Annotated in this window: 23 protein-coding genes and 1 other annotated feature; of the genes, 6 read left to right on the forward strand and 17 right to left on the reverse strand. The window is 70.3% G+C overall.

All coding sequences use genetic code 11. From position 1 onward, the window contains the following. Window positions 1-6 precede the first annotated feature (6 nt). The 9 genes from BGP03_RS00490 to BGP03_RS00530 form a co-directional block, all read right to left on the reverse strand. The gene (locus tag BGP03_RS00490) at window positions 7-135 is read right to left on the reverse strand and encodes a hypothetical protein (protein ID WP_299735001.1); all 129 of its coding nucleotides are present in this window, start codon (window positions 133-135) and stop codon (window positions 7-9) included. A gap of 419 nt (window positions 136-554) precedes the next feature. Beyond that, the gene (locus BGP03_RS00495) at window positions 555-1001 is read right to left on the reverse strand and encodes an ester cyclase (RefSeq protein WP_298799890.1); all 447 of its coding nucleotides are present in this window, start codon (window positions 999-1001) and stop codon (window positions 555-557) included. A gap of 633 nt (window positions 1002-1634) precedes the next feature. Beyond that, window positions 1635-2117, reverse strand: coding sequence for a hypothetical protein (locus BGP03_RS00500; RefSeq protein WP_298799891.1), 483 nt, complete (start codon window positions 2115-2117; stop codon window positions 1635-1637). Window positions 2118-2224: 107 nt separating this feature from the next. Continuing rightward, window positions 2225-2518, reverse strand: a complete 294-nt coding sequence (locus tag BGP03_RS00505) for an Ada metal-binding domain-containing protein (protein WP_298799892.1) — start codon at window positions 2516-2518, stop codon at window positions 2225-2227. Further along, on the reverse strand, window positions 2518-3255 hold the full coding sequence (locus tag BGP03_RS00510; protein ID WP_298799893.1) for a 2OG-Fe(II) oxygenase: 738 nt from the start codon (window positions 3253-3255) through the stop codon (window positions 2518-2520). The genes BGP03_RS00505 and BGP03_RS00510 overlap by 1 nt, the downstream gene beginning before the upstream one ends. Further along, complete coding sequence (locus tag BGP03_RS00515; protein ID WP_298799894.1) at window positions 3252-3866, reverse strand: methylated-DNA--[protein]-cysteine S-methyltransferase; 615 nt, start codon at window positions 3864-3866, stop codon at window positions 3252-3254. The genes BGP03_RS00510 and BGP03_RS00515 overlap by 4 nt, the downstream gene beginning before the upstream one ends. Further along, the gene (locus tag BGP03_RS00520; protein WP_298799895.1) at window positions 3863-4360 is read right to left on the reverse strand and encodes an RNA polymerase sigma factor; all 498 of its coding nucleotides are present in this window, start codon (window positions 4358-4360) and stop codon (window positions 3863-3865) included. The genes BGP03_RS00515 and BGP03_RS00520 overlap by 4 nt, the downstream gene beginning before the upstream one ends. Window positions 4361-4464: 104 nt before the next feature. Beyond that, window positions 4465-4653, reverse strand: a complete 189-nt coding sequence (locus tag BGP03_RS00525) for a hypothetical protein (RefSeq protein ID WP_298799896.1) — start codon at window positions 4651-4653, stop codon at window positions 4465-4467. Window positions 4654-4688: 35 nt separating this feature from the next. After that, window positions 4689-5270 (reverse strand): methylated-DNA--[protein]-cysteine S-methyltransferase, encoded by a 582-nt coding sequence (locus BGP03_RS00530; RefSeq protein ID WP_298799897.1) that lies wholly within the window; start codon window positions 5268-5270, stop codon window positions 4689-4691. Between the two features lie 221 nt (window positions 5271-5491). On the opposite strand from BGP03_RS00530, the gene BGP03_RS00535 reads away from it, so the two are divergent. The 4 genes from BGP03_RS00535 (at window position 5492) to BGP03_RS00550 (ending at window position 8404) form a co-directional block, all read left to right on the forward strand. Then, window positions 5492-5947 (forward strand): leucine zipper domain-containing protein, encoded by a 456-nt coding sequence (locus tag BGP03_RS00535; protein ID WP_298799898.1) that lies wholly within the window; start codon window positions 5492-5494, stop codon window positions 5945-5947. Further along, entirely contained in the window at window positions 5856-6164 is a 309-nt protein-coding gene (locus tag BGP03_RS00540; protein ID WP_298799899.1) for a transposase, read from the forward strand. The genes BGP03_RS00535 and BGP03_RS00540 overlap by 92 nt, the downstream gene beginning before the upstream one ends. 201 nt (window positions 6165-6365) lie before the next feature. Next, complete coding sequence (locus BGP03_RS00545) at window positions 6366-7439, forward strand: IS110 family transposase (protein WP_298799900.1); 1074 nt, start codon at window positions 6366-6368, stop codon at window positions 7437-7439. A 6-nt stretch (window positions 7440-7445) separates the two neighbouring features. Beyond that, window positions 7446-7567, forward strand: a sequence feature (AL1L pseudoknot). Then, window positions 7490-8404, forward strand: coding sequence for an IS3 family transposase (locus BGP03_RS00550; RefSeq protein WP_298799916.1), 915 nt, complete (start codon window positions 7490-7492; stop codon window positions 8402-8404). It overlaps the preceding feature by 78 nt. 109 nt (window positions 8405-8513) lie before the next feature. Here BGP03_RS00550 and BGP03_RS00555 read toward each other — a convergent pair whose 3' ends face one another. Next, the gene (locus BGP03_RS00555; protein WP_298799901.1) at window positions 8514-8858 is read right to left on the reverse strand and encodes a hypothetical protein; all 345 of its coding nucleotides are present in this window, start codon (window positions 8856-8858) and stop codon (window positions 8514-8516) included. A 472-nt stretch (window positions 8859-9330) separates the two neighbouring features. Then, a complete protein-coding gene (locus tag BGP03_RS00560; RefSeq protein WP_299735009.1) occupies window positions 9331-12012 on the reverse strand; it encodes an adenylate/guanylate cyclase domain-containing protein in 2682 nt (893 codons plus the stop codon). Between the two features lie 11 nt (window positions 12013-12023). Between BGP03_RS00560 and BGP03_RS00565 the strand changes: the two genes are divergently transcribed. Beyond that, window positions 12024-13511: a tRNA-dependent cyclodipeptide synthase gene (locus BGP03_RS00565; RefSeq protein ID WP_298799902.1), complete on the forward strand. Its 1488-nt coding sequence runs from the start codon at window positions 12024-12026 to the stop codon at window positions 13509-13511. A 329-nt stretch (window positions 13512-13840) separates the two neighbouring features. Further along, a complete protein-coding gene (locus tag BGP03_RS00570; RefSeq protein WP_298799903.1) occupies window positions 13841-14707 on the forward strand; it encodes a nuclear transport factor 2 family protein in 867 nt (288 codons plus the stop codon). Between the two features lie 56 nt (window positions 14708-14763). On the opposite strand, the gene BGP03_RS00575 is transcribed toward BGP03_RS00570, so the two are convergent. From BGP03_RS00575 to BGP03_RS00600, 6 genes are all read right to left on the reverse strand, one after another. After that, window positions 14764-17823 carry a peptidase domain-containing ABC transporter gene (locus BGP03_RS00575; RefSeq protein ID WP_298799904.1) on the reverse strand — a complete coding sequence of 1020 codons (3060 nt, stop codon included), beginning with the start codon at window positions 17821-17823 and terminating at the stop codon, window positions 14764-14766. After that, window positions 17804-18820, reverse strand: a complete 1017-nt coding sequence (locus tag BGP03_RS00580) for a hypothetical protein (protein ID WP_298799905.1) — start codon at window positions 18818-18820, stop codon at window positions 17804-17806. Before BGP03_RS00580 ends, BGP03_RS00575 begins: the two co-directional genes overlap by 20 nt. Beyond that, window positions 18820-19494, reverse strand: a complete 675-nt coding sequence (locus tag BGP03_RS00585) for a hypothetical protein (RefSeq protein WP_298799906.1) — start codon at window positions 19492-19494, stop codon at window positions 18820-18822. The genes BGP03_RS00580 and BGP03_RS00585 overlap by 1 nt, the downstream gene beginning before the upstream one ends. Window position 19495: 1 nt before the next feature. Continuing rightward, entirely contained in the window at window positions 19496-19642 is a 147-nt protein-coding gene (locus tag BGP03_RS00590; protein ID WP_298799907.1) for a hypothetical protein, read from the reverse strand. A gap of 284 nt (window positions 19643-19926) precedes the next feature. Then, window positions 19927-21675, reverse strand: coding sequence for a patatin-like phospholipase family protein (locus BGP03_RS00595; protein WP_298799908.1), 1749 nt, complete (start codon window positions 21673-21675; stop codon window positions 19927-19929). Window positions 21676-21778: 103 nt separating this feature from the next. Then, entirely contained in the window at window positions 21779-22276 is a 498-nt protein-coding gene (locus tag BGP03_RS00600; protein WP_298799909.1) for a hypothetical protein, read from the reverse strand. Window positions 22277-22865: the final 589 nt, after the last annotated feature.

Raw genomic sequence — 22865 nt, forward strand, 5'->3', positions numbered from 1 at the left:
GATCAACTAGCGGGTCACGCGAACCGCGGCGGTGGATCCAGGCTCAAGAGTCCCCAAGTCCATGGGTTTGCAGACAGCCCGGTTCACCGCTTCGACGAACTTGATGATCGTCGGGCGAGTGTCGGAGTCGGTCACGGAATTCTCCTCCATGTAGCGGCAATGGCGCATCGCTCAGGGGTTCAGGAAGACGTACCTGTCTTGCGAAGGGCATGCTCGTCGCGAGCTATCCGAATAGATAGGGCGCGGTCTCGTACGGTTCCCGCATTGCTGCCGCTCGCAGTGCGTCGGATACCTTCCGGCATTCGTCACGTGTCAACTGTAAGGTGGCATCCCGGATCGCGAGAATGACGAATGGGTCGTAATCGTCCACGCTGACGGTCAAGATCTCGGATCCCGTCGTCGTGGATATCGCTACCGTAGCCTTCACGTTCTAACTCCTTCGGCTGGTCACAGTGTTGTCCGCCGCTTCCTGGCTGAAATGAGAACCCGATTCCGGGGCACGGCTGGGCCGCGGCCGTGCCCCGGAATCAGGTCTCTGGCGCACCTGCGATCGGCTACTGGGTGGGGATCATGCCGAGTTGCTGGAGCGCAGCGACGCCGTCGTCGAGGCCGATCTCCGCGGTGATCTGGCCGTTCTCGACCTTGAGGATGGTGGTGCCGGTGAAGCGCATGGTCTTGCCCGTGTTGGCGGGCAGTTCGCCGATGGGCCAGTCGTCGAACGCGGCGCCGGTGTGGGTGCCGCCGCCTTCCCACTGGCCCACGACGTAGTCGCCCTCGGCGATGAGGTCGGCGGTGCCCCAGAAGTTGAGGTCGGGGAACGCCGTGCGGAATGCGATGGCGAACGCTCGGACCTGGTCGCGGCCCCGGCAGGGGGCGTGCAGGGAGTACTCGAAGCGGATGTCGGGCGCGGCGAGTTCGTCGATGACGGCGGGGTTGAAGTCCTTGCCCCAGAACTCGCTGAACCAGCGTCCGACCACGGCCTTGTTCTCTTCGACTGACATGGAGTAATCCCTTTCCTGGCGTCTGACTGGTCGATGCCCCCGTTCGAGGGCCTCACCGGGTAGACGCGCATCGAGCTAGCGATGTGAGTCGGACCCGCAGATTTTTGGGGTCGATTTCGGGAAAGCCGGTGGCTTGCGTCGTGATGTTTGTACGTCCGTGGTCGAGTCCGCATGCGGGGCCGTCGGCTTCGGCGCAGGTCGTGGGAACGCCGTGTTGGGCGAAGTCGGAATCGCGCCGAAGGCGAAGGCGTCCCGGAGATCAGGGCAAAACCGGTATGAGGTCGACTCGGTTGTGTGGGTGTCCGAACCAAACCGGCGATGTAGCCGATGCTGAGCGATACGACTGAGTCGGCTATGGTCTCGTCCTCATGCTGGCCCATTCCGCGCCGCGCCATGACTTCGTGGAAGATCACCCAGCGGCATGCCCAATGCCGGCCCAGACAGACGGTTCGGACGGTCATGCGTGCCGATGCGGGCAGGGACGCCGCCCTGATCGGGACCAGCCCGGTTGACGAGGATTGGAAGGCTGGGATCAACCGTCGTTGGCAGGCGGTGTCCGGCCAACCGGCAAGGGGATGGCCTCGGGTGCGAGGGTGCGCCGCTCACGGGGCGGGAGGTCCGGCCCGAACGGAGTCATCGAGAGCGGTCCGGCTTGTCGGTGACGACGATGTGGTCCGGTCCGATTCGCCACGTCTCGCCGGTGGCCGCGGCGCCGGTCATCCCGGCCAGGGAGGTGGGGGTGGCGAGGGCGACGAGATCAGGGCTGGCCAGGGCGGCGAAGCCGACGGTGCGGGCGGCGGCCCAGTTCGGTTGCTCGGCCAGCCTGCGGACGACCTGGGCGCTTCCGGCGACGGTGTCGGCGATGACCCACGCATCGGGGTGGCCGGCGGTGAGACGCCGGGCCGGGCGGAGCCAGGACGCGGCCACCGCGGGCCAGTCGACGATGCTCAGCACGGTGCCTCCCGTAGCGGTCCATGCAACTTGCAGCGCTCCGGCCGCGGCGACCGAAGTGGGGGCGCGGCCGTGGCCGATGGCGATGGTGTCGGCGCCGGCCTGGCGCAACATCCTCAGCAGGCGGGCGAGCTCCGCGTCGGTGTGCGGCAGGGGAGGTGTCACAGCGGACGGGTAGCGGGTGAGCGTGTGATCGGGGATCCGCGGCGAACTCGACGGCCACCGTCGAGAAGAGGCCGGTCCGCGCCGGGTGGTGTCGAGCGGGCGAATCTTCATCGGGCCTTCCAGGCTTGGTAGGCCTCGGGCAGGCACACCGCGCAGGGCCGGTAGCCGGCGGCGACGGCGGTGGGTTCGTCGGCGAAGAACACCCGATGAGCCACGTAGCCGCCCGTGCTGATCGCGGCCAGTGCGGCGCGGCAGTCGAGCCGTCCGTAGATCCTGTTCCTGCGGTGCCCGCCGAACCGGCCGGGTGTTGAGCTGGGGTAGGGGCGTCGGTTGGTGCCGAGCAGGACATAGGGAGCGCGCTGCGGTGCCGGTTCTCCCGGATCGGGGTGTGCTGTGGGCATCAGGTGGCGTCGTGGAAGACGAGTCCGAGGGTGAACCGCCGGCCGGACCGGATCACCGACACGCCATGTCGGACGGGTGCGGCCGACCAGCCGCGCGCCGAGCGGACGGGTCGGTCGCGGGTGGTGAACACCAGCCCGTGGCCGTGCGGGATGAGAGTGGCGGTGGCGCGGGACTGGGCCCGCGGGCGCTGTTCGTAGACCAGGAACTCGCCGCCGGTGTGGTCGACGCCGGGATCGTTGAGGTTGATCACGACCTGCAGGGGGAAGACCAGCTCGCCGTACAGGTCGCGGTGCAGCGCGTTCCAGTCACCGGGGCCATAGCGGAGCAGGATCGGGGTGGATCGGGTCTGGCCGGCGGCGTGGCACATGGCCAGCCACTCGTCGAGGGTGTCGGGCCACGGGGCCTCGCGGCCCAGTCGGGCCCACCAGTCTCGTGCGATCGGCAGCAGTCGCGGATACAGCGCCTGCTTGAGGGCGACGACCGGGTCGGGGAACGGTTCGGCGAAGTAGCGGTACTGGCCCTCGCCGAAGCGGTAACGGGCCATGTCGACCGTGGAGCGGAACCGGGAGACCTCGGGGTAGAGCGCTGCGATGTCCGCAGCCTCGCCAGGCGAGAGAAGTGGGCCGGTCAGCGCGCAGCCGTAGCTGTCGAGCTCGCCGCGGACGCCCGCCCAGTCGACCGCGTCGACACGGTCGGCCCACGGCCCGGCAGCGGCGGGTGTGCGGGTGCTAGTCATGCGGCGGTCTCCAGGGTGAGCAGGGTGCGTTTGGCCTCGATGCCGCCGAGGTAGCCGCCCATGGACCCGTCGGAGCGCACCACCCGGTGGCACGGCACGACGACCGGTAGGGGGTTGGTGGCGCAGGCGGTGCCGACGGCGCGCACGGCCTTGGGGTTGCCGGCCAACGCGGCCACGGCGGCGTAGCTGGCGGTATGCCCGTAGCCGATGTCGGGCAGCCGGTGCAGCACGGCGGCCCGGAAGCCGGCCGAGAGCCGCCAGTCCAGTGGGACGTCGAACGTGTGGCGCGCGCCGGTGAAGTACTCCTCCAGCTCCCGTGCGGTGGTGTCGAGGCGGGCGGGGGCGTGCAGGATGCGGGGGCTGATGCGCTCGGCCAGGGTCTGCAGGACCGCGTCGTGATCCTCGGCGAGGTAGGCGACCCGGACCAGCCCCTGCTCGGTCGCGGCGAGCAGCAACGGCCCGACCGGGGTGTCGACGGTGCGGTAGGCGACGTCGAGGATGCCTTCGGTCTGCGCCGCGTCGGCCAGGCGCTCGCGCAGCCGGCGCAACTCGTCTGGGGTGTCGGGGTAGGCCTGCGCCAGGTGGCGGGGCAGGTCGTCGTGGATGCTCATCGGTTCTCCCCTTTCCTGGCGGTGATGGGTGGGTACGTACGGCGAAGGGTGGCGATGCCGTCGGCGGCGGCGCGCCGCGCGGCGTCGGTGCTGCCACCGAGGATGGCGGCTACCTCGACGTGCGGCAGACCGGCCACGTAGTGGTAGACGACGGCGTGGCGCTGTTTGGCGGGCAGCCGCGTCACCGCCTCGACTAAGCCGGGATCGGGTCCGTCGAGTGCCGGCGTGGCGGCGGTGTCGGGAATCTGCTCGGTCGGGATCGCCCGACGTCCTGCGGCGCGGACGACGTCGATGGCCTTGCGGTGCGCGATCGTGACCAGCCACGCCTCGACGTTCGCGTCGGCCGGTAGATCCGGGTAGGCCCGCATCGCCGACAGGAACGTCTCCGACCAGGCGTCGTCGACGTCGCCCGGCCCCAGCACGGCGCGGCACACGCGTAGCACCGTGGCCCCGTGCACCGCGACAACGGTTTCGAACGGCTCTTTGCTCGTCACGACAGGTAGACGCCCCTCACACCGGGATCGTGAGATCGGATGACCCGAATTCTTCCCACTGCAGGCCAGGCCACCGCCAGACCGGGCAGCACGTCACCGCGCGGTCAGGGCGGCTGCGGCTCCTCGAGGAGCAAGTCATCAGCGACCCGCATGATCAGATCGCTGCCCAGCTGGTGACCGAACACCATCCAGGACAGCAGTTCCTGGCTCAGCAGCTCGCCGACCGCTCCGGGATAGCGCCGCTCGGCCCGCCGCGCCGCCGCGAGCAGCCACTCCTTGGTCTCGGAGTCCATCCGCATCACCTGGGCCGTCGAACCCGGCTCGGTGCTCACCGGGAAGCCACGGAGCGCTGGGGATCGCGTGATCGATGAGCATCCGACCCGAAGCTCGCGACCGGCAGATCCAGCGTCAGGCGGGCGGGCTGCTCCAGATCCAGCAGGAAGCGCTTGCGCGCCAGGCCCCCGGCGTAGCCGGTCAGCTTCCCTCCTGCTCCGACAATCCGGTGACAAGGCACGAAGACGCACAGCGGGTTCCGGCCGACGGCGGCGCCGACCTGCTGCGCGGTCACCTCACGGCCGAGACGGCGAGCTAAGGCGCCGTAGGTCACCGTGTCGCCGTAGGGGACCTGCCGCACGAGGTCCCACACCCGCTGATGGAACTCGGGGCCGCGCGGGCCCAGCGCCAGGTCGAACTCGCGACGCTGCCCGTCCAGGTACTCGCCGAGCTGGCCGACGGCCTCATCGAACCCGTCGCCACGGAGAGCGCCGAACGTTGCGGGATTCGGCATGTACCAGTGGTGGGGGAAGTACAGGCCTTGCAAGGCGTCCGCATCACGCACGAGGGTCAGCTCACCGAGTGCTGTGGGCACCACCGTGTGCCAGCACCGGGCGGCGTTCTTGTCGATCTCCATCGTCGTCTCCTATCCGCTCGATCTCGCACCGAAGACGCGCCGCCGACCTATAACGTGAGAACGTCATTCACATGATCGCGACGCTTAGGCCACTGTCCGGTCCCGGTTGATGCTTGACGTTGCGGTCTCACCTGATGCTTGACGCTCGGGCCTGATCGGCTTTCCTACGTGTCGTCCTGGTGGACGGCATGGGTGGGAGGCCGGGATTGGCCCTGGTGGACATGACCGTTGTCGAGCAGCGCTACCGCGCCGTGCTGGCTGTGCAGCGCGGTGAGACGAAGACCGACGTCGCCGCCCAGTTCGGGGTCTCGCGCCAGTCGGTGCACTCCTGGTGCGCCCGGTATGCCGCGGACGGGCTGGCCGGGCTGGTCGACCGCTCGCACCGCCCGCGGACGTGCCCGCACCAGACCACTGCGGAGATGGAAGCGTGGGTGTGTGAGATCCGTCGGGAGCACCCCGGGTGGGGTGCGTACCGCCTCGTCCACGAGATCGCCCGACTACTGGCCCGCCCTGAGGTGGTGGTGCCGTCGCGGTGTCGCGCGCCGGGTTTGATGGAGACCATCAAGCCAGGAGGAGCACGGAACGATGGCGGCGCCACGGAAGTACCCCGACGAGCTGCGGGAACGAGCGGTCCGGCTCGTGCTCGACGCGAAGACCGAGCCGGGCAACGGCGGTAAGAACCTGTGCAAGCGGATCGGTGAGCAGTTGGGGATCAACCCGGAAACCCTGCGGGGCTGGGTGAAACAGGCCGAGATCGACGCGGGCACGGCGCCGGGAACGACCACCGATCAGGCCGCTCGGGTCGCCGAGCTGGAACGTGAAGTTCGGGAACTGCGGCGAGCGAACGCTATCCTGAAGTCAGCATCGGCTTTCTTCGCGTCAGTGCCACGATGATCACTGTCCGGCGGGGTTCGCTCGTTTCTTCGCTGCCCGGCAGAGGCCGTGGCTTCTCGGCGATGTGCGGCCCTGCCGGGCGCTCGGACCGTCCGGGGTGTGTGGCTTGATAGGAGCGTGCGCTCGGCCCTACTGAGGCGTGCCCGCTCCCGGACGGTGCGACGTTCCCCCGGTCCGCGTCCCCTTGGAGTCCCCCTGATCATGATCGGTGCTGATTCACACAAGCGCACCCACACCGTTGTCGCGCTCGACGCGGTCGGGCGCCGGCTCGGCGAGCTGACCGTGCCGGCCACCACCGCGGGGCATCTACGGTTGGTCGAGTGGGCCGTGCAGTGGGACGAGGTCTGCTTCGCACTCGAGGACTGCCGACACCTGACCCGACGCCTGGAGCGTGACCTGCTCGGCGTCGGGCAGCGGGTGGTGCGGGTGCCGACCCGGCTGATGGCCGGTGCCCGCCGTGGCGGCCGGGAGCCGGGCAAGTCCGACCCGATCGACGCGCAGGCCGTCGCGATGGCCGCGTTGCGCCACGACGACCTGCCCGTCGCTGAGCTCGACGGCCCGGCCCGCGAGGTGCGGCTGTTGGTCGATCATCGCCGCGACCTGGTCGCCGAGCGCACCCGTATCCAGAGCCGTCTGCGCTGGCACCTGCACGAACTCGACCCGACCCTGAACGTCCCGAGCCGCGGCCTGCGTCGCTTCTGTGTCCTGGACGCACTCGTCGAGACCCTGGCCGGCCACCGTGGAGTCCTGGCGAGGCTGGCTCGCGAGCAGGTCGCGCGCTGCCGCGAGCTGACCGTGCAGATCAACCAGCTCGAACGCGAGCTGCGCGAGCTCATGCACCGACTGGCGCCGCGGTTGCTGGCGCTGCCCGGATGCGGAGTCCTCGGCGCGGCGACCTTGTTCGCCGAGACCGCCGGCGCGTCCCGGTTCCGGTCCAAGGACGCCTACGCGCGGTTCACCGGCACCGCCCCGATCCCGGTGTGGTCGGGCAACACCGCCGGCAAGGTCCGGCTCAACCGCGGCGGGAACCGCACCGCCAACTGCGCCCTGCACATGATCGCCGTGACCCAGGCCCGCGGGATCGGTCCCGGCCGCGACTACATCGACAAGCTCCTCGCCCGCGGCAAGACCCGCACCGAGGCGATCCGGCTGCTCCGCCGACGGCTCTCCGACGCCGCGTTCGCCGCACTACGCGCCGACGAACACGCAAAGGCATGCGTCCCTCAGCACAGCGACGACGCGGCGTCCGCAGCGGCGCTCACGGCGGCGGCTTGACATAGGAGCATCGCGGAGCTCGACCGCCCCTTCCGGTAGTCATCGACTACATCGACAAGAACCGGGAAGAGTTCGGGGTCGAGCCGATCTGTGCGGTATTGAAGGACGCCGCTGTCCCGATCGCCCCGAGTACCTATTATGCGTCGAAAACACGGCCGCCGTCCCGGCGGTCGGTCACCGACGCCGACACGACCTGTGAGATCGAGCGAGTGCATCGGGAGAACTACGGCGTGTACGGTGTCCGGAAAGTATGGGCTCAGCTTGGACGCGAGGGCGGGGTGGACGGGCGGCCGATCGCCCGGTGCACCGTGGCCAGGCTGATGAAAGCCGCTGGTCTGCGCGGTGTGTCACGAGTCAAGACGCCCCGCACCACCATCCGCGCCACCGGCCCGGACCTGCGCCCGGACCTGGTCGAGCGCGCGTTCACCGCACCAGCACCGAACCGCCTATGGGTGGCCGACATCACCTACGTCAAGACCTTTTCCGGGTGGGTGTACGCGTCATTCGTGCTGGACGTGTTCTCGAGACGGATCGTGGGCTGGCAGCTGGCGACCAACCTCTACACCGACCTCGCACTCGATGCGTTGAACAGGGGGATCTGGACCCGCCGGCACGCCGGTGACGACCTGTCACAATTAGTACACCACTCCGACCGCGGAGTTCAATACGTCGCCATCCGCTACACGGAACGGCTCTCCGAGGTCGACGCGGTCGCGTCCGTCGGATCGGTCGGCGATTCCTACGATAATGCGATGGCCGAGGCGTTCAACTCGCTGTTCAAGGCCGAGCTCGTCCGAAAAAGAGGACCCTGGGGCGGCCTCAACGATCTCGAACTCGCCGTCGCCGAGTACATCGACTGGTACAACCACCGCCGCCTGCACGGCGAACTCGGGCTGATCCCACCCGTCGAGTACGAGGCCCTACACGCGGCCCAGACCCCCGCCCGGCAACCCGCCGGAGCGTGAGAACTCAGCCTCCATCAAACCCGGCACTTGACATTACCGCTTGCAGTTCGAACCTGCGCCGCTCCGAGATGCGGGTCGAACCAGTCGGCGAGTACGAAACGCCAGCGGCTCATCGCACTCCCGGTGCGCGGAGCCCGCCGCGCAGACCCACCCCCAGCGTGTCGCGAAGCAACCAGGCTTCGAGGCTGATCACCCGGATGGTTCCGGCTTCAACCGAGGTGGCGACGGCGCGTGTCAGTGCACACCGATCTTTCGCCCCGGCGTACACACCGTCCAATCGGACGATCGGCAATTCGAGTGCGCACTGCCGGGCCTGCCAGTCCACCTCGAACAGTTCCCCTGCGCGGGCACGAGTCCACGGTCGAGATACCCGGCCCGGGTCGATGTCGATGTCGTGTAGGTCGCCGTCGGCGTCGAGCGTCGACAGGGCGCGCTTGCCCGGCTTACCGCTCACAGTCACTCCAGATAGGGGCGCGGCAAGCCCGCGTCACGGAAGGCCCGGTGCAGTCCCACACCCATCCGCACGTCGGCCCGACCACAGCCATGATCGCGATGAGCCAGCCCTGGACCTGCCCGGCCAGCGGTGTACCGCGGTGACGGAGCCGCCGCGGCCGTGCATGCCGCCGTGACCCGCAGCGGGCCGCCGGGCCGGGCCGGGCGCAGCCGAGGTGCTCTCGGTGGGCGGTGGTTCGGGCCGCACGCGCTGCACCACACCTTCGCCACCCCAACTCATCCGCGCGGCGTCGACCCGGTCCTGGTCGCGGACCTGGTCGGGCACGCCGGCCCGGACATCCTGCGCGTTTACACCCCAACCCGACGACGCCGACCGCGAACACACCGTGGCCCTCTCACCACCGACGCCTGACCGAGACCCCCAAGATCATCGTTTCTCGCGAGAAGACGCTCGCTGCCCACCTCGACGGTGCTTAAGCCCCGCCTGACGGCATCGCGGGGAGCGGGGCGCCAGGCGGCGGCGAGGTCGCGAGCGCTGCCACCAGGTGATCGGTCGTCATCGCTTCGCCCTGCGTCACGAGCTCGGCGGCACGCTCGGCTCCGAACCGTGCCTCAGCGAGCGCAGACGGTTCCGGCAGGTGGAGCACGTGCACCGGGCCCAGCATCAGGCCCCTCTCCCGGGCCAGCCGGTAGGTCACGCCGGCGGCGTGCGCGCCGAGTTCCGACGATCCGCCCGAGAGCAACATGATCGAAGCAAGACAGATCGTCCGGGTCAGGCCCGTCGGGTGTTCCATCGAGTGGAACACCGACAGGGCGCCGATCAACCGATGCCACCCGTGTTCGGTGTCCCCGGCGCACCACTCGGCGGCGGACAGGAACGTCGAAGCGCTGGCGACCTGCATCTGCGAGCCGGCGCGCTGGAACACCTCGAGGTTCAGCGTCTGGAGCTCGCTCGCCTCCGCGTACTCGCCGCCGAGGAAGTGGGTCAGGGCGAGTGCCTCGCGTGCCAGGATCGCGCCCTGGTCGTGACCGGCCGCCGTGTACAGCTCGAGCGCGCGCTCCTCGTGATCGCGCAGCATCGCGTCGTCCTGCGTCACCATGCCGATGAACCCGAGGTCGTAGTGCGCGTCAGCGGTGAGAATCTGGTCGCCCGACTCCTGGGCGAGCGCGAGACGCTCCTCGTAGGCAGCCCGGGCGCCGGCGATGTCCCGCATCCAGTACGCGGAGCCACCCGCGGCGGCAAGCGCGGCGATCCGGACGAGCGGATCCGTGGGCGAGGGGTGCTCGAGCAGCCGCGTGACCGTCGAGAGTGCCTCGCGGAGCCGACCCCGGGCCTCGAACCACGGCCACGTCGCCCCCATGATGCGGAGGCCGTGCGTCGGCGCGTCGTGCGCGACCGACCAGTCGAGCGCAGCCCGGAGGTTGCGCTCCTCGCGATCGAGCACCGCCATTGCGCCCTCACCGGCGGTCGCGCGAATCACCTTGCCCGCGCCCTCGGCGATGTGCACGCACTCCGCGACGAAGCGCTCCTCGACCACCGGCCGCTCGCCACCCTCGTCGAGCCGCTCGACAGCGAACTCGCGCAGGAGTGGATGCAGGCCGAATCGCGGTCCCGCATCGGCCGAGGGATCCGAGTCGGCGACCGGCTCGATGCGGATCAGGCTCTTGTCCGCCAGCGACTCGATCCCCTCGAAGACGTCGATGCCGAGGTCCTGGTCTGGGTCCGCGACCGCCATGGCGGACTCGAGCGTCCAGCCGCTGGCGAACACGCCGAGGCGCCCGAACAGGCGCCGCTCCGGATCGGGGAGCAACTCGTAGCTCCACCCGATCGCGCCGCGCAGTGTCCGCTGGCGCTCCGGCAGGTCACGCGCACCGCCGCCGAGATCCAGGCTCTGGCCTAGCCGCTCCAGGATGAGCCGCGGCGTGAGCATCCGGACGCGCGCCGCCGCGAGCTCCAGCGCGAGGGGCAGCCCGCCGAGCCGCTCGGCGATCGCGCGCACCGCGGCGAGCGCGTCCTCGGTGAACGCGAGGTCCGGTCGGTGTGCACGGGCCCGATCGATGAACAGTGCGGTCCCCTCGTCCGGGTCGAGTGGCGGCACGTGGTGCGCGCGCTCCCCGGCGATCCGGAGCAACTCGCGGCTCGTCAGGAGCACGCGCACGTTCGGGGCGGATCGAACCAGCCCGGCGACGACGTCCGCGGCGGCGGGAAGCAGCTGCTCGAGGTTGTCGAGCACGAGCAGCGCCGTGCGGTCACGCAGGTGAGCGCGCAGCGCCTCGGCCATCGTGTGCTCCGGCGACTCGCGGACGCCGACGGTCGTGGCGATCACGGGCTCGACGAGTCCGGCGTCGGTGACCGCCGCGAGGTCCACGAGCCACACCCCGTGCGGATACCGGTCGCGGAGATCGCGCGCAGCGGCAACGGCAAGTCGCGTCTTGCCGCTGCCGCCCGGACCCGTCAGCGTCACGATCCGGGCCGCATCGAGGTCGCGGTGAACGAGCTCGATCTCCGTCTCGCGCCCGACGAGGCTCGTCACGTCACCGGGCAGGTTGGAGGGAACCTCGCTCGTGCGGAGCGGTCGGTCGTCGTCGGCGGCGCCTGGCACGACAAGCCGGAACAGCGGAGCGGGTTCCTCGAAGTCCTTCACCGCCCGGAGCCCGTCCTGGACGACGGTGACATCCTCCATTCCCGGCAGCTGCGCGAGCTCGGCCGGCAGCGCGTCGACGAGCGGCGCCGAGAGCACGATCTGTCCCCCGTTCGCGGCCGTAGCAATGCGCGCCGAGTAGTTCACGTCGATCCCGACGTAGTCCTCCGGGTCGCCTGGTGCAAGGCGCGCCCGCAGCCGCCCCTCGCCCAGGTGGATCCCCATCCGGACGCGAATCACGGCACCGTCCGCCCACGACTCGGCCGCGAGCCCCCGCTGCGCGTCGACCGCTGTCGCGACCGCCTCTGCGGCTCGGGGAAACGCCGCGAAGAACGCGTCACCCTCGGTCTTGACGACCGACCCCCCGTGCCCTTCGATCGCGCGCCGCATCAGCTCGTCGTGGCGGCCGACCACCTCGGCCCACACCGCCGACCCGACCGCGCGCTCGGTGCGCGTCGATCCCTCGATGTCGGTGAAGAGGAAGACGACACCGGGACCGGTAGGAAGCGCCATAGCTGACCATCATGTCAGACGACAGCCTCTTCGCCGAGCGCCGCGAACTCGTCGCCACTGATTCGGACGGCCGGTTCGACCCACCCGCGACGGGTGCCGCGCCCGGACGGTCCCTGACGTCACGCACACGCTGGCGCAGGCACGGTCTGCTGTGCCAGGGTGCCGCCGGCGGTGATCCGGATGAGCGAGAGCACGGTCGCGATCTGGCAGCGAATGGAGCTTCAGGAGCTCCGACAGGAGCAGGAGCAGCTGGCGGCGGTGCTCAAGCGCAAGGCGCTCGATGCGGCGCCGCCGAGAGGCTGGGACCGCTCCTGTTCGGGCGGAAGTACCGGGCGACAGTTGCGCAGGTGGCCCCAGCCCGGTTGTCCGACACGCTCACGACCGAACACCGTACCTGTCTGCTCGGCGTCAGCCTGGGAAGCAAGAACTCCGAAGGTGCCCGGTTCGAGGCGTGCGTGCGCTGGGTCAGCGCGAACTTCGACCACTGCGCGTTGCTCGTCGGCGACAGCATCTACCGGTACACCGTGCAGGTCGCGAACCCGGACATCCCCGCGGAGGCGGCACGCCGGCAGGCACTGGACAAGGGGTCGGAGTTCATCCAGACGCACCGCCAGCTCGTGGAGAGCTATCCCGGGGAATGCCGGTTCGAGTTCCTGCCGCTCTCGGAGGTGGAGAAGTCACCCGACTTCCCGATCTATCATGCGGAGCTGTTGGAGTTGTACGAGCACGACGACTCGTTCCGGGAGCTCGTCGGCGACTTCGCCGACGTCTACCTGGGGCGCGGCGAGAAGGCGGAGCACGAGGACGACGTAGCGTGGGAGCGCGCCCTTGGCACTGCTGTCGCGTACCTGCTCGAGGAGTCCGCGCTCATGTTCTGCCCGGTCGGCCAGGGGTTGCAGGTAACCATCTACCCGGGCGCGATCAAGACCTTCCAGAGCATCGCCGAGGGTGGGTACCCGATGGTGCCGCGACCGTTGGCGCAGATGGTCTTCGTCGCCATGCGCCTGATCAAGGGCGGCATGTACTTCTTCGACGACGACAACGGCTCCGACAACGAGTCGGTCGTAGCGGAGACGGATCTCGAACGGGAGCGACACGAGTTCCTGGCCGGAGCGTTGGAGGAGGACCTCCAGCAGCTCTTCGCCCACACCGAGGAACTGTCCTACCGGACTGGTGACGGGATCGTCCAGCGGGGCCGGGGGGACCGGACCCTGTACATCGTCAGCGACGGCGAGATCGAGGTGTCCCTCGACGAAGCGGGCGGCCGCCGACAGTTGGCGATCGGAGAGACCGGATCGGTGTTCGGCGAACAGTCGTTCCTGGACGGGCAGCCGCGATCCGCGACCGTGAGAGCCCGGACCGACTGCCGGGTGCGGCAGCTCACGTCCGAGCGGTTCGAAGAGTTGCGACGCGACGCTCCACAGATCGCCGGCGAGCTGGTCTTCGACATCGGCCAGGTGCTGTCGACGAGACTGCGCCGGCAAGCCGCGAAGTCCTGATGTCTACGCGCGATCCGATGCCGGGCCGGCCGGATCACGGGTCGGCGACCGATCCCGCAGCGACGCACGCGCACCATCCACCTCCGGCTACTCGGCAACCGCTTCGGCGAACCGGCGTCCGGCATGCTGCGGCAGCTGCAGAATCGGGGATCCTTCACGCGTGGTGACCCCGGGCTCACCCCCCCCCGATGCACGACGCTTCAACGCGAAGAGCCGCTATGGTGTGCCGACTACCGCAGGTTCGAGGGGGACGCGATGCATGCCTCCGCCCAGGCGCTGGATGCTTTGGCGAACTGCTCGGGATCTCGATCCCGAATTACGACACTCACGTGTTGGAGCAGTTCGATGTGCTGGACGCTCCGGGCCGGCGCGATGTCCTCCGCGCCCGTGAGGCGGTGCCGCTCGACGAGCGGATCCGGTCCGCTGCGCAGACCCATAACCTGTGCGACCTGAAGCCTGCCGAGGCCGAGGCGTTGATGGCGGCGCGCCCGTGGTTGCTCCATTGTGTCCGGCTATACCAGGCGAACGCTGCCCTCAACGCGACGCACTGGGCGATGATCGTGAAATACATGGTCAAGCCCATGCGGCAGCGGGATTACGACGCGGTCGTCGTCTCCAATCACGCGGGCACCACGCATATGTGGATGGACACGCTGAAGGCCTATATGGAGGCCCGCAATGACCACCCCCTGCTCGGCCTGAAGAACGCTGTCCGGTCCGGGGAGGGCCTCGGGCTGGCCACCGCTGCCGAGCAGGTCAGCGCTGTCAGTGCGACAGACCCGGACGCGACTGGAGACTCGGCTGCGGACGCCAACGTCCGGGCGGTGTACGAGATGGCCGAGCAACACAACGCCGGAGACCGGGCCGGCACCCGACGCTTCTACACCGACGACGTCGTGTGGTACGTCCAGGGCAGCAACCGCACCAGCGGCGACCTGTCCGGCATCGACGCGTTGTTCGACTACTTCGCATCGACCGACGCGATCACCGCCGGCAGCCTTCGTCTGCACCCACAGACGGTCACGGTCAGCAGCGACCTCGTCGGCGTGCTCATGCGCGTGACCGCCCGACGGGCCGACGGCCGGGTGCTGGACACCCTGCTGGCGCAGACCCTGCGGCCGGCCCCGGACGGCCGGTGGTGCGAGTACTGGGCGGTTGCGGACGACCAGGAAGCGGTCGACGCCTTCTGGTCCTGACCGCCGTCGCCGGTGATCACAGTTCGAGTGATGATCGTGCAGGCCTGGTCGGGCGGTCAGCCGGTGAGTTGCTGCGCGTCGAGGTGGAAGTAGAGGCCGCGGCGGGCCATCAGTTCGTCGTGGGTCCCCGTCTCGACCAGCCGTCCTTCGTCGAGCACGGCGACGAGGTCGGCCGAGCGGACGGTCGACAGCCGGTGGGCGATCACGAAGGCGGTGCGACCGCGCAGCAGTCGCTCCATGTTCTCGGTCACCGCCCGCTCCGCCTCCGGGTCCAGAGCGCTCGTCGCCTCGTCGAGGACCACGACGGGCGGCTGGCGGTAGATGGCGCGGGCGATCGCGATGCGCTGCGCCTGCCCGCCGGAGAGCCCGGTGCCCGCCTCGCCGACCTGGGTGTCGTAGCCGAGCGGGAGGCGTTCGATGAACTCGGCGGCGTAGGCGATCTCGGCGGCGGCGCGGACCGCGGCGAGGTCGGGTTCCCGCTCGCCCAGGGCGATGTTGCGGGCGATCGTGTCGCTGAACAGGTAGGAGTCCTGGAGCACGAACCCGACCTGCCGGCGCACGTCGTCCAGCCGGAGGTCGCGCAGGTCGAGCCCGTCGAACTCGATCGTCCCGGCGGTCGGGAGCACCAGGCCGGCGATGCACCTGGCCAGGGTGGACTTGCCCGAGCCGGAGCGGCCGACGAGGGCGACGGTGCTTCCGGGCTCGACGTCGAGAGTCACGTCCTCGACCGCGGGCCGGTCCGGGCGGGTCGGGTACGCGTAGCCGACGCGGCGCAGGCTGACGCGTCCTCCGAGCGCCGGAACGGGGCGCGTTCCTGCGCTCTCCGGCCGCTCGGGCTCGGCGTCGAAGACGTCCTGGAGCCGGCCGAGCAGGACGTCCGCGATCTGCAGCTGGTCCCAGAATGCGAGCAGCAGCTGCAGGTTCGGGGTGGCCAGCAGGACGAGGGTGTTTACCGCGACCAGCTCGCCGGTCGAGAGACGCCCGGCGAGGACCTCGAGCGCGCCGATCCACAGCAGTACCGCGTACAGGCCCATCGTGGCGGCCTGTACCAGCGCGCCGTAGACCATCACGGTCACGTCGGTGCCGTAGACCCGGCCCTGCAGGTGCGCGAAGCCCTCGCCCAGCGTCCGTTGCAGGCCCCGCTCGGCACCGACCACCTTCACGGTCTGGATGCCCTTCGTCGCGTCGATCTGGCGGAAGACGTGGTGGGCGAAGGCGTGTTCGAGCTCGGCGTAGGCAGGGCGCACCCGAGTGCTCGAGAAACGCATCAGCAGGGCGTACAGGGGCAGCCCGCCGAGGAAGGCCAGCGCGAGCACCCACGAGTAGGTGAACATGGCGGCGAGCACCACCACGACCTGCAAGAGCGAGGCGATCGCGATCGCCCCCTCCTTGACGACGATCTCGCGGACCTGCTGGACACCGGAGAGGCGGCGCTCGATGTCCACCGAGGTGCGCTGCGCGAAGTAGGCGAGCGGGAGCGCGAACAGCCGTTCGGTGAGGATGTCCAGGGACGCGGCGTCGATGCGGATTGCCAGCCGTGCGATCACCAACCGCTGGAGCATCAGCGCGCCCACGCCGAGGCCGAGTGCCACGAGCATCCCCAGTACGCCGAGGTGGAGCAATCCGCGGTCGCGGTCCGTCAGCACCTCGTCGAAGACGATCCCGGTCAAGACCGGGATCGCCAACAGCAGTGCCGAGCCGACCAGGCCGAGCACGATCGCCAGCGCGAACGTCCACCGCAGCGGCCTGAGGACCGGCGCCAGCCAGCTGAGATCGATGCGCTGACGGGGCGCGTCGGCCAGGCGGTGCGTGGGCGTCGGGAGGGCCGCGTAACCCGACCACTCCTGCGCGAGCGTCGCGCGGTCGACGGTGCGCAGGCCGACCGCAGGGTCGGCCAGCCGCACCCGGTCGCCGTCGATCCGGAACAGGACCACCCAGTGGCGCCCCTCCCAGTGGACCACCGCCGGCAGCGGGAGCCGGTCGACGTCGTCGGGTGAGCTCTTGACCAGCTTCAGTTCGATCCCCACCGCAGCGCCGCCGCTCTTGAGGCCGCTCAGGCTCGTGCCGTCCACCGATGTCCCTGCGGCTTGGCGGATGAAGCTCACAGAGACGTTGTGGCCGAAGGACCGGCAGAGCATGGCCAGGCACGCGACCCCGCAGTCGGCCTGGTCGACCTGGCGGACGATGGGGAACCGTCGGCGCCGGCGCAACGGGACAGCGTCGACGGGCTCGAGGACGTCTGCGTCCGCCGCGGCCGCGCGCGCGAGCTCCGCCTCTGGGTCGGCGGTGGTGCCCGGTGCGGCGGGATCGGGGGCCTCCGGCGCGCGGTGCTCGTCGTAGCGCCGCAGGCGCGCGTCCATGCGTGCCCGCAGGACGGGATCCCCGTCGACCGCGTCGCGCAGGCGCACCCCGTCGATCCGCAGCAGCCGAGCCGGCTCGAGCGCGGTGACCGTGGCGCCGCGTGGCTCGCCGAGCAGCACCGCGCGCTCGCCGACCACGTCGCCCGGAACGAGCGTCAGCGGATCTCCGTCGACGTGCACGGCGAGTCGTCCGGCACGTACGAGGAATGCGTCGGTGGTGACGTCGCCGCGTTCGAACAGCGTCGCCCCGCCCTGCACCTCGACCTCGTCGGCCCCCTCGATCAGCGGCGCGAGCACCGAGCGCGGCAGCGCCGCGAACAGCGCGCTCATGTGCAGCGCGTTCGCCACTGCGTTGGACCGGGTGACGGCCGCGAAGTGCTGCTGGACCTCCGGCTGGTGGTGCGCGACGGCGCGCAGGAGTGCGCCGTCGAGGCGCAGGACCACCAGCTCGGGTGACGAGGCGCGGATCGTCGCCGAGCGTGGCGCGCCCTCGAGCACCCCCGCTTCGCCGAACGTGTCGCCCGCTTCGAGCAGGTTGAGTGCGACCTCGGCGCCGTCCGCTGCCGTGCCGACCACGCGCGCCCGGCCGGAGATGACGATGTAGAGGGCGTCCGGTGGGTCGCCGGCGCGGAACACCGCGTCGCCGAAGGCGTACGTCCGCGGCTCGCAGCTGTCGCGGACCACCGGCGCGAGGTCGTCCGGGAGCGCCCGCAGGAAGGCGAGCCCTTCGAGCAGCTCAGAGGGCGGCGAGCTCATGCACCCGTCCCGCCCGCAGCCGGTCCACGGCGGTCCGGACGACCTCGGCGGTCGCGCGCCGCGCCAGTTCGGGATCCTCGCGGGCCGGGGTGACGCGGCGGTCCACGACCAGCACCCTCCATCCCTCCTCTCCCGCGAGCGGACCGACCGGCTCACCGATCGGAACCGAGGCGAGGACGCCCGCCCGGGCGCCTCCGACGTCGCCGACGAACTGGGCCGACCGGCGCAGGCCAACGGCGAGCCACCCGGCCAGCGACGCGGGCGACATGCCGTCGGCGCGCACGCACAGCAGCGCCTCGTGAGCGGCGCCCTCGCTCGGGAACAGCAGCTCGGAGCACTCCACGCGCAGCCAGTCGACGCCGTGCGTGGCGATGCTGCGGGCGACCGCGTCCGGCGTGGCCGTGTGCGCCACGAACGCGCGCTCGGCCGCCAGCAGGCGCAGCACCCTGCTCGCGCGGTAGGTGAGGTCGTCACCCTCCAGCCCCGCGGCGGCCGCCTCCGCTACGAGCTCCTGCACCGGCGGACCGGCCACCGGGTCGACGGCGGCCGCCATCGCCGCCAGGTCACCGAGCCGCGCCGCCGTCTCGCCGGTGAGACCGGACACCAGCGCCTCCGTGTGGACATCCCGAGGGTCCGGTGTCACGCGGTTGCCGTCGGGCCCGTGCTCGGCGATCAGCATGCCCCGCAAGCAGTGCCGGTGCACGTCCGCCAGGACCAGTCCGCGTGCCGCGAGCCACTCCCGGAAGTCCTTGCCCGCGATCAGCCGTCGCTCGTAGCGGAACCGCGTCACCTGCTGCGCGACACGCTCCCGAGCGACGTCGCGCCCGTGCTCGCGTTCGAGCGCCAGCCCGCGCCCCAGGGACACCGCAAGCCGCTGCCACCGCCCCTCGGCCAGCGCGAGGAGCACGACGTCCGCGATGTCGAACTGCTCGTCGTCGACGCGCAGCGCGCCCCGCGTCAGGTGGCCCGGTGGCGGTCCGGAAAACGTGCTGGGCATTACGCCGCCTGCACGTCGCGGTGGGCGACGCCGGCGAACCGCGCGACCTTGCCGAGCCGGAACGCGACGGGATGGCGGTACACGGGCCCGTCGAAGGCGAAGGTCTGGAAGCTGGGGTGCTCCAGCCCCGGATCGACACCCACGGGGAGATCGTCGAGCAACGCGGCGTCGTACTCCCGGCCGAGGAAGGACTCGTCGACGACGTCGGTGTCCACCGCGGTCAGTACCGCGCGGAACCCGCTCGCGACGAGCGACCGCGCGTACTCCTGCGGCGCCATCCCGGAGAACGGCATCAGCATCTGCTTCCCTGTCGCCGCCTCAAGCCCGTCGCAGACGAGCCGGGCGATCGGGTCCGACGGGCCCATGAGATTGCCCGCCGCAATGCTGCCGTGCTCGCTCAGCGACGGATCGGCCAGCGCGGTGCCGAGGTGCCCGACGAACGTGGCGCGGTCACACCCACGGGGCGTCCCGACCTCGATCAGTGGCAGACCGATCGACTCGGCCTGCCGGCGCATCACCGACCGCCGCGCCCCTGCGGGTGTCCGTCCGAGGCCGTCGGTGATGCCGGTCAGCAGTGCGCCGACGCGGATGCCGCGCCGGCGCAGGACCCACAGGGCGTACGAGCAATCCTTGCCCGAGCCCCAGAGGAGTACCGCGGAACTCGGATCGCCCACCTCACTGGAAGGGTGCAGACATGCCGCCGCGCACTCCGTCGGCGTCCTCCGCGACCTCCAGGTCCTCGATCTCGGCCTCGTCGGCGTCCTGCGCCGCCGCGACCGGCTCCTCCAGCCCACCCCTGTTCGAGTCACCGTCGATGCCCATCTCAACTCCTCCCGATGTGAACCGTCTGGCCATGCGGGGCGATCGTCGCAGATGCCGACTGCAAGCTTCTAGGGGAAGTGGACAAGACCCGACCTAGGTCGGGTCCGCGGTCGGGAGAACCCCCACCTGAGTCCCACACCTGAGGCCTGCCGTGCGGTTAAACTCGGTGAATCGCCAAGGCACCACGAGGAAGGCAACCGCTGTACGCAAGAAATACCAGAACCAAGAGATCGAAATCTTGGTCGTGCGCGTAGCCACGCGGCGAACAGGGTTTAGTGACCCGGTCATTGTCGTGCAGAGGTACCGGTCGTCGGCAGCGCGCGGTGGGGCCGTCCGTCGTACGCCTCGAGCGCCGCTCTCGCGGCAACGCGGCCTGCCTCGCGCATGTGGTCCAGCCTGTGGAAGTCGAGCAGCCCGACCCGGCGCACGTCCGGCCGGATCACGAGGTCGGCGTCGGCCTCGGCGGCGGCTGCCGCGGGAGCCGCCGCCATCAGGATCGATCGTTGCAGCGTCTCGGCAAGTGCCGGCATCCGTGACGGGTCCGACCCGCCACCGCCGCTGGTGATGTTCACCGCGACGATCGGGCCCTCCCCGGCCGCCGCGAGGCAGGAGACCGGCAGGTTGTCCAGCAACGCGCCGTCGACGTGCAGTCGATCGCCGATCCAGTACGGCGGCAGCACCACCGGCAGCGACATCGACGCGCGCACCGCGTCCACCAGCCGCCCCCGGCGATGAGTGACGGCCTCCCGGCGGTAGAGATCCACACTGATGCAGGCGAACTCGCGCGGGAGCTCCTCGATGACCATCTCCCCGTACACGCGGACCAGGGCATCGAGCGCGCGGCGGCCGCGCGAGAGCGACACCCGTGGCACCGTGTAGTCACCGAGCGGGCGGCGCCGGACGAACTCGGCGACGAACGTCTGGTACATCTCCGGAACGCCCAAACCGGCCGCATAGGCAGCGCCGACGATCGCGCCGAGGCTGGTGCCGGCGACCCGGTCGATCTCGATGCCGGCGGCCTCGAACGCCTCGATCACGCCGAGGTGGCAGAACGCTCTCGCGCCACCCCCGGCCAGGACCAACCCCACGGACCGCCCGGCGATCCGCCGCGCGAGCGGGGCCAGCGCGTGTCCCCACCCCGCCGGATCGGGATCGAGCTGGTAGGTCCGGCGCGGCTCGATCGCCCCCACCCACCGCACGAGCCGCTCACGCCCCGGCGGCGACCCGACCAGCACGAGGTCGGCACCGGTGAGGGCATCAACCGCGGGCGGGGGATGCCTTGCGTCACCGACGAGCACGACACGATCGGCCTGGCGCAGGCAGAACTCGTGCCACAGGCCGTCCTCCGGGCCCGCGCTCAGCACCACCCGGTCCGCACCCAGCTCAGCGCGCTCGAGCTCGGCGGGCGTGACCCGGCCCGGCGTGACCACCGTCAGGTGCTCGGCCAGCTCGACCACGAGCGCCGCGGCCACCGCGTCGACCGGAGCCCCACGGCCAGAGCCGACGACCGCCACGAGCGTGGCTGTGCGCCCGGCGCGCCCAGAGCTCGCCGGGTCACCCCCGTCGGCCACCCAGCCGGCCAGGGTGGCCGCGACCTGCCGCAGGACCGACGGCTCCGCGGTGACCAACGCGTCGAACTGCGCAGGCGAGAGGTGCAGCAGGCGGCTGTCGCGCCGGGCCCGCACGGTGGCGGCCCGGGCCGCCCCGGTGAGCAGACTCAGCTCCCCGACGAACCCGCCCCGGCCGACCTCGCGCACCACCGCCCCGGCACGGATCACCTCGAGCCGACCGGTGCAGACGACGTAGAGACCATCGGAGGGGGCGCCAGCCTCGAACAGCGTGTCGCCACCCGCGAGATCGACGACGTCGGCCCGCCCCTCGATCCCGGCGCGGACGGCGGCGGTCAGTCCGGCGAACAGGGGGACGTCTGCGAGCAGGCCCGTGCTTTCGACCTCTCCCGGCACGCGGTTCACCCTACTTAGCTCGGCCGTGCCCATCAATCGGCCGGCGCACATGTCAGGCGATGTGCGCATGGCCGGGAAGTGTGCGCGGTGGGTTGGGAGACCGACGGGGCTAGACCCACGATGGTCACCTGGGGGGCTTCATCTCTGAGAATCGGCGGGTGGAGAGACGCGTTCAACAGGCGATGGGCGTACTGGAGCTGCTGAGGCCATCGACAGTGGCGGTGACGGAAGTGTTCTGGTTGAAATAGCTGAAGACCTTGGTGGCAGCGGAGCCAGTGCCATCGGTCATCACCGATCGGGTGAAGTTGAACGAGTTGCCATTGTCCAGCACGACGAGCTGCGCCGGGTATGTCGTCGACGGCGCGAAGTTCTCCAAGACGACGATCACGTTGCAATAGTTGGGGTCGAAGGTCGGAGTGAACGAGATGTTGACCGATTCCACCTGGATCGGCACCAGCATGCCGCCGCGAGCCGAATAGCTGGTACAGGCACCCTCATTGGCGAAGGTGGTGCCGTCACTGCGCTGGTAGTTGGCGTACCCACCCTCCTGGCACATCTTGGCTGCGGCACTGTTTCCTCCTCCGGTGTCGGCGATGGCGGCGGGGGCCAGCAGCAGGCTCAGCGACATCGCGGCGACGGCGGCGACAGTTGAATGGAGAAATCGGCGCATGGCATCTCCTGGTGTGCGGGGGCGCGATCGACGAGTGCGCTCGCTGACACAAGGTGGCTGCCGAGATGGCGGTGACCCAAGAAACGTGCGCTGGGCGAAACCTAGGTGATGAAGCACTACCCCCGGTACCCGACCTGGGTCGGGTCTTTCGCCAATGCACCCGATCTACCCGCGCCCGTGCTGCAGTATCAGCCCGATGGTGCTCCGGAAGCTGTGGAGGCGGTCAGGCCAGCTCACCGCTCCGTTCGGCCGGTCGCTGCATCCGCCGCACCGGTGGCAGCGTCGGACAGGACAGCCACCGCAGCTGGAGCCTCGATGACCGACGCCCCCGTCGTGGCTGGATGTTCGCCCATGTGGTCGGCACGACGGCGGCCTCCATCAACGGCACCTGCTACACCACTCGCGGCCGGTCCGGCCCGTTCCACCAGACGATCAAGTATCAGCGCTGGATGGGGACCCCTTCGGTCCGTCTGCTTCGCAGCTGACGAACCAGAGGGCGGTTACCCCCTGGGCACACACTCAGACCCGACTCGCTGCGTCCTCGACAGTTCACCTCGTACGCGGGGTCAGGTCGGGGTCGGTGTGGCGG

This window comes from Pseudonocardia sp. 73-21, assembly GCF_001899645.1.
Taxonomy (GTDB): Bacteria; Actinomycetota; Actinomycetes; order Mycobacteriales; family Pseudonocardiaceae; genus Pseudonocardia.

Excerpts from the sequence above, each read along its gene's own strand:
- BGP03_RS00575 (WP_298799904.1), bottom strand. The coding sequence starts at position 17,823 with ATGAGCTCGCCGCCCTCTGAGCTGCTCGAAGGGCTCGCCTTCCTGCGG.
- BGP03_RS00580 (WP_298799905.1), bottom strand. The coding sequence starts at position 18,820 with ATGCCCAGCACGTTTTCCGGACCGCCACCGGGCCACCTGACGCGGGGC.
- BGP03_RS00590 (WP_298799907.1), bottom strand. The coding sequence starts at position 19,642 with ATGGGCATCGACGGTGACTCGAACAGGGGTGGGCTGGAGGAGCCGGTC.
- BGP03_RS00515 (WP_298799894.1), bottom strand. The coding sequence starts at position 3,866 with ATGAGCATCCACGACGACCTGCCCCGCCACCTGGCGCAGGCCTACCCC.
- BGP03_RS00540 (WP_298799899.1), top strand. The coding sequence starts at position 5,856 with ATGGCGGCGCCACGGAAGTACCCCGACGAGCTGCGGGAACGAGCGGTC.
- BGP03_RS00495 (WP_298799890.1), bottom strand. The coding sequence starts at position 1,001 with ATGTCAGTCGAAGAGAACAAGGCCGTGGTCGGACGCTGGTTCAGCGAG.
- BGP03_RS00510 (WP_298799893.1), bottom strand. The coding sequence starts at position 3,255 with ATGACTAGCACCCGCACACCCGCCGCTGCCGGGCCGTGGGCCGACCGT.
- BGP03_RS00530 (WP_298799897.1), bottom strand. The coding sequence starts at position 5,270 with ATGGAGATCGACAAGAACGCCGCCCGGTGCTGGCACACGGTGGTGCCC.
- BGP03_RS00595 (WP_298799908.1), bottom strand. The coding sequence starts at position 21,675 with ATGCGCACATCGCCTGACATGTGCGCCGGCCGATTGATGGGCACGGCC.
- BGP03_RS00600 (WP_298799909.1), bottom strand. The coding sequence starts at position 22,276 with ATGCGCCGATTTCTCCATTCAACTGTCGCCGCCGTCGCCGCGATGTCG.
- BGP03_RS00545 (WP_298799900.1), top strand. The coding sequence starts at position 6,366 with ATGATCGGTGCTGATTCACACAAGCGCACCCACACCGTTGTCGCGCTC.
- BGP03_RS00565 (WP_298799902.1), top strand. The coding sequence starts at position 12,024 with ATGTCAGACGACAGCCTCTTCGCCGAGCGCCGCGAACTCGTCGCCACT.
- BGP03_RS00525 (WP_298799896.1), bottom strand. The coding sequence starts at position 4,653 with ATGGACTCCGAGACCAAGGAGTGGCTGCTCGCGGCGGCGCGGCGGGCC.
- BGP03_RS00505 (WP_298799892.1), bottom strand. The coding sequence starts at position 2,518 with ATGCCCACAGCACACCCCGATCCGGGAGAACCGGCACCGCAGCGCGCT.
- BGP03_RS00560 (WP_299735009.1), bottom strand. The coding sequence starts at position 12,012 with ATGGCGCTTCCTACCGGTCCCGGTGTCGTCTTCCTCTTCACCGACATC.
- BGP03_RS00535 (WP_298799898.1), top strand. The coding sequence starts at position 5,492 with ATGACCGTTGTCGAGCAGCGCTACCGCGCCGTGCTGGCTGTGCAGCGC.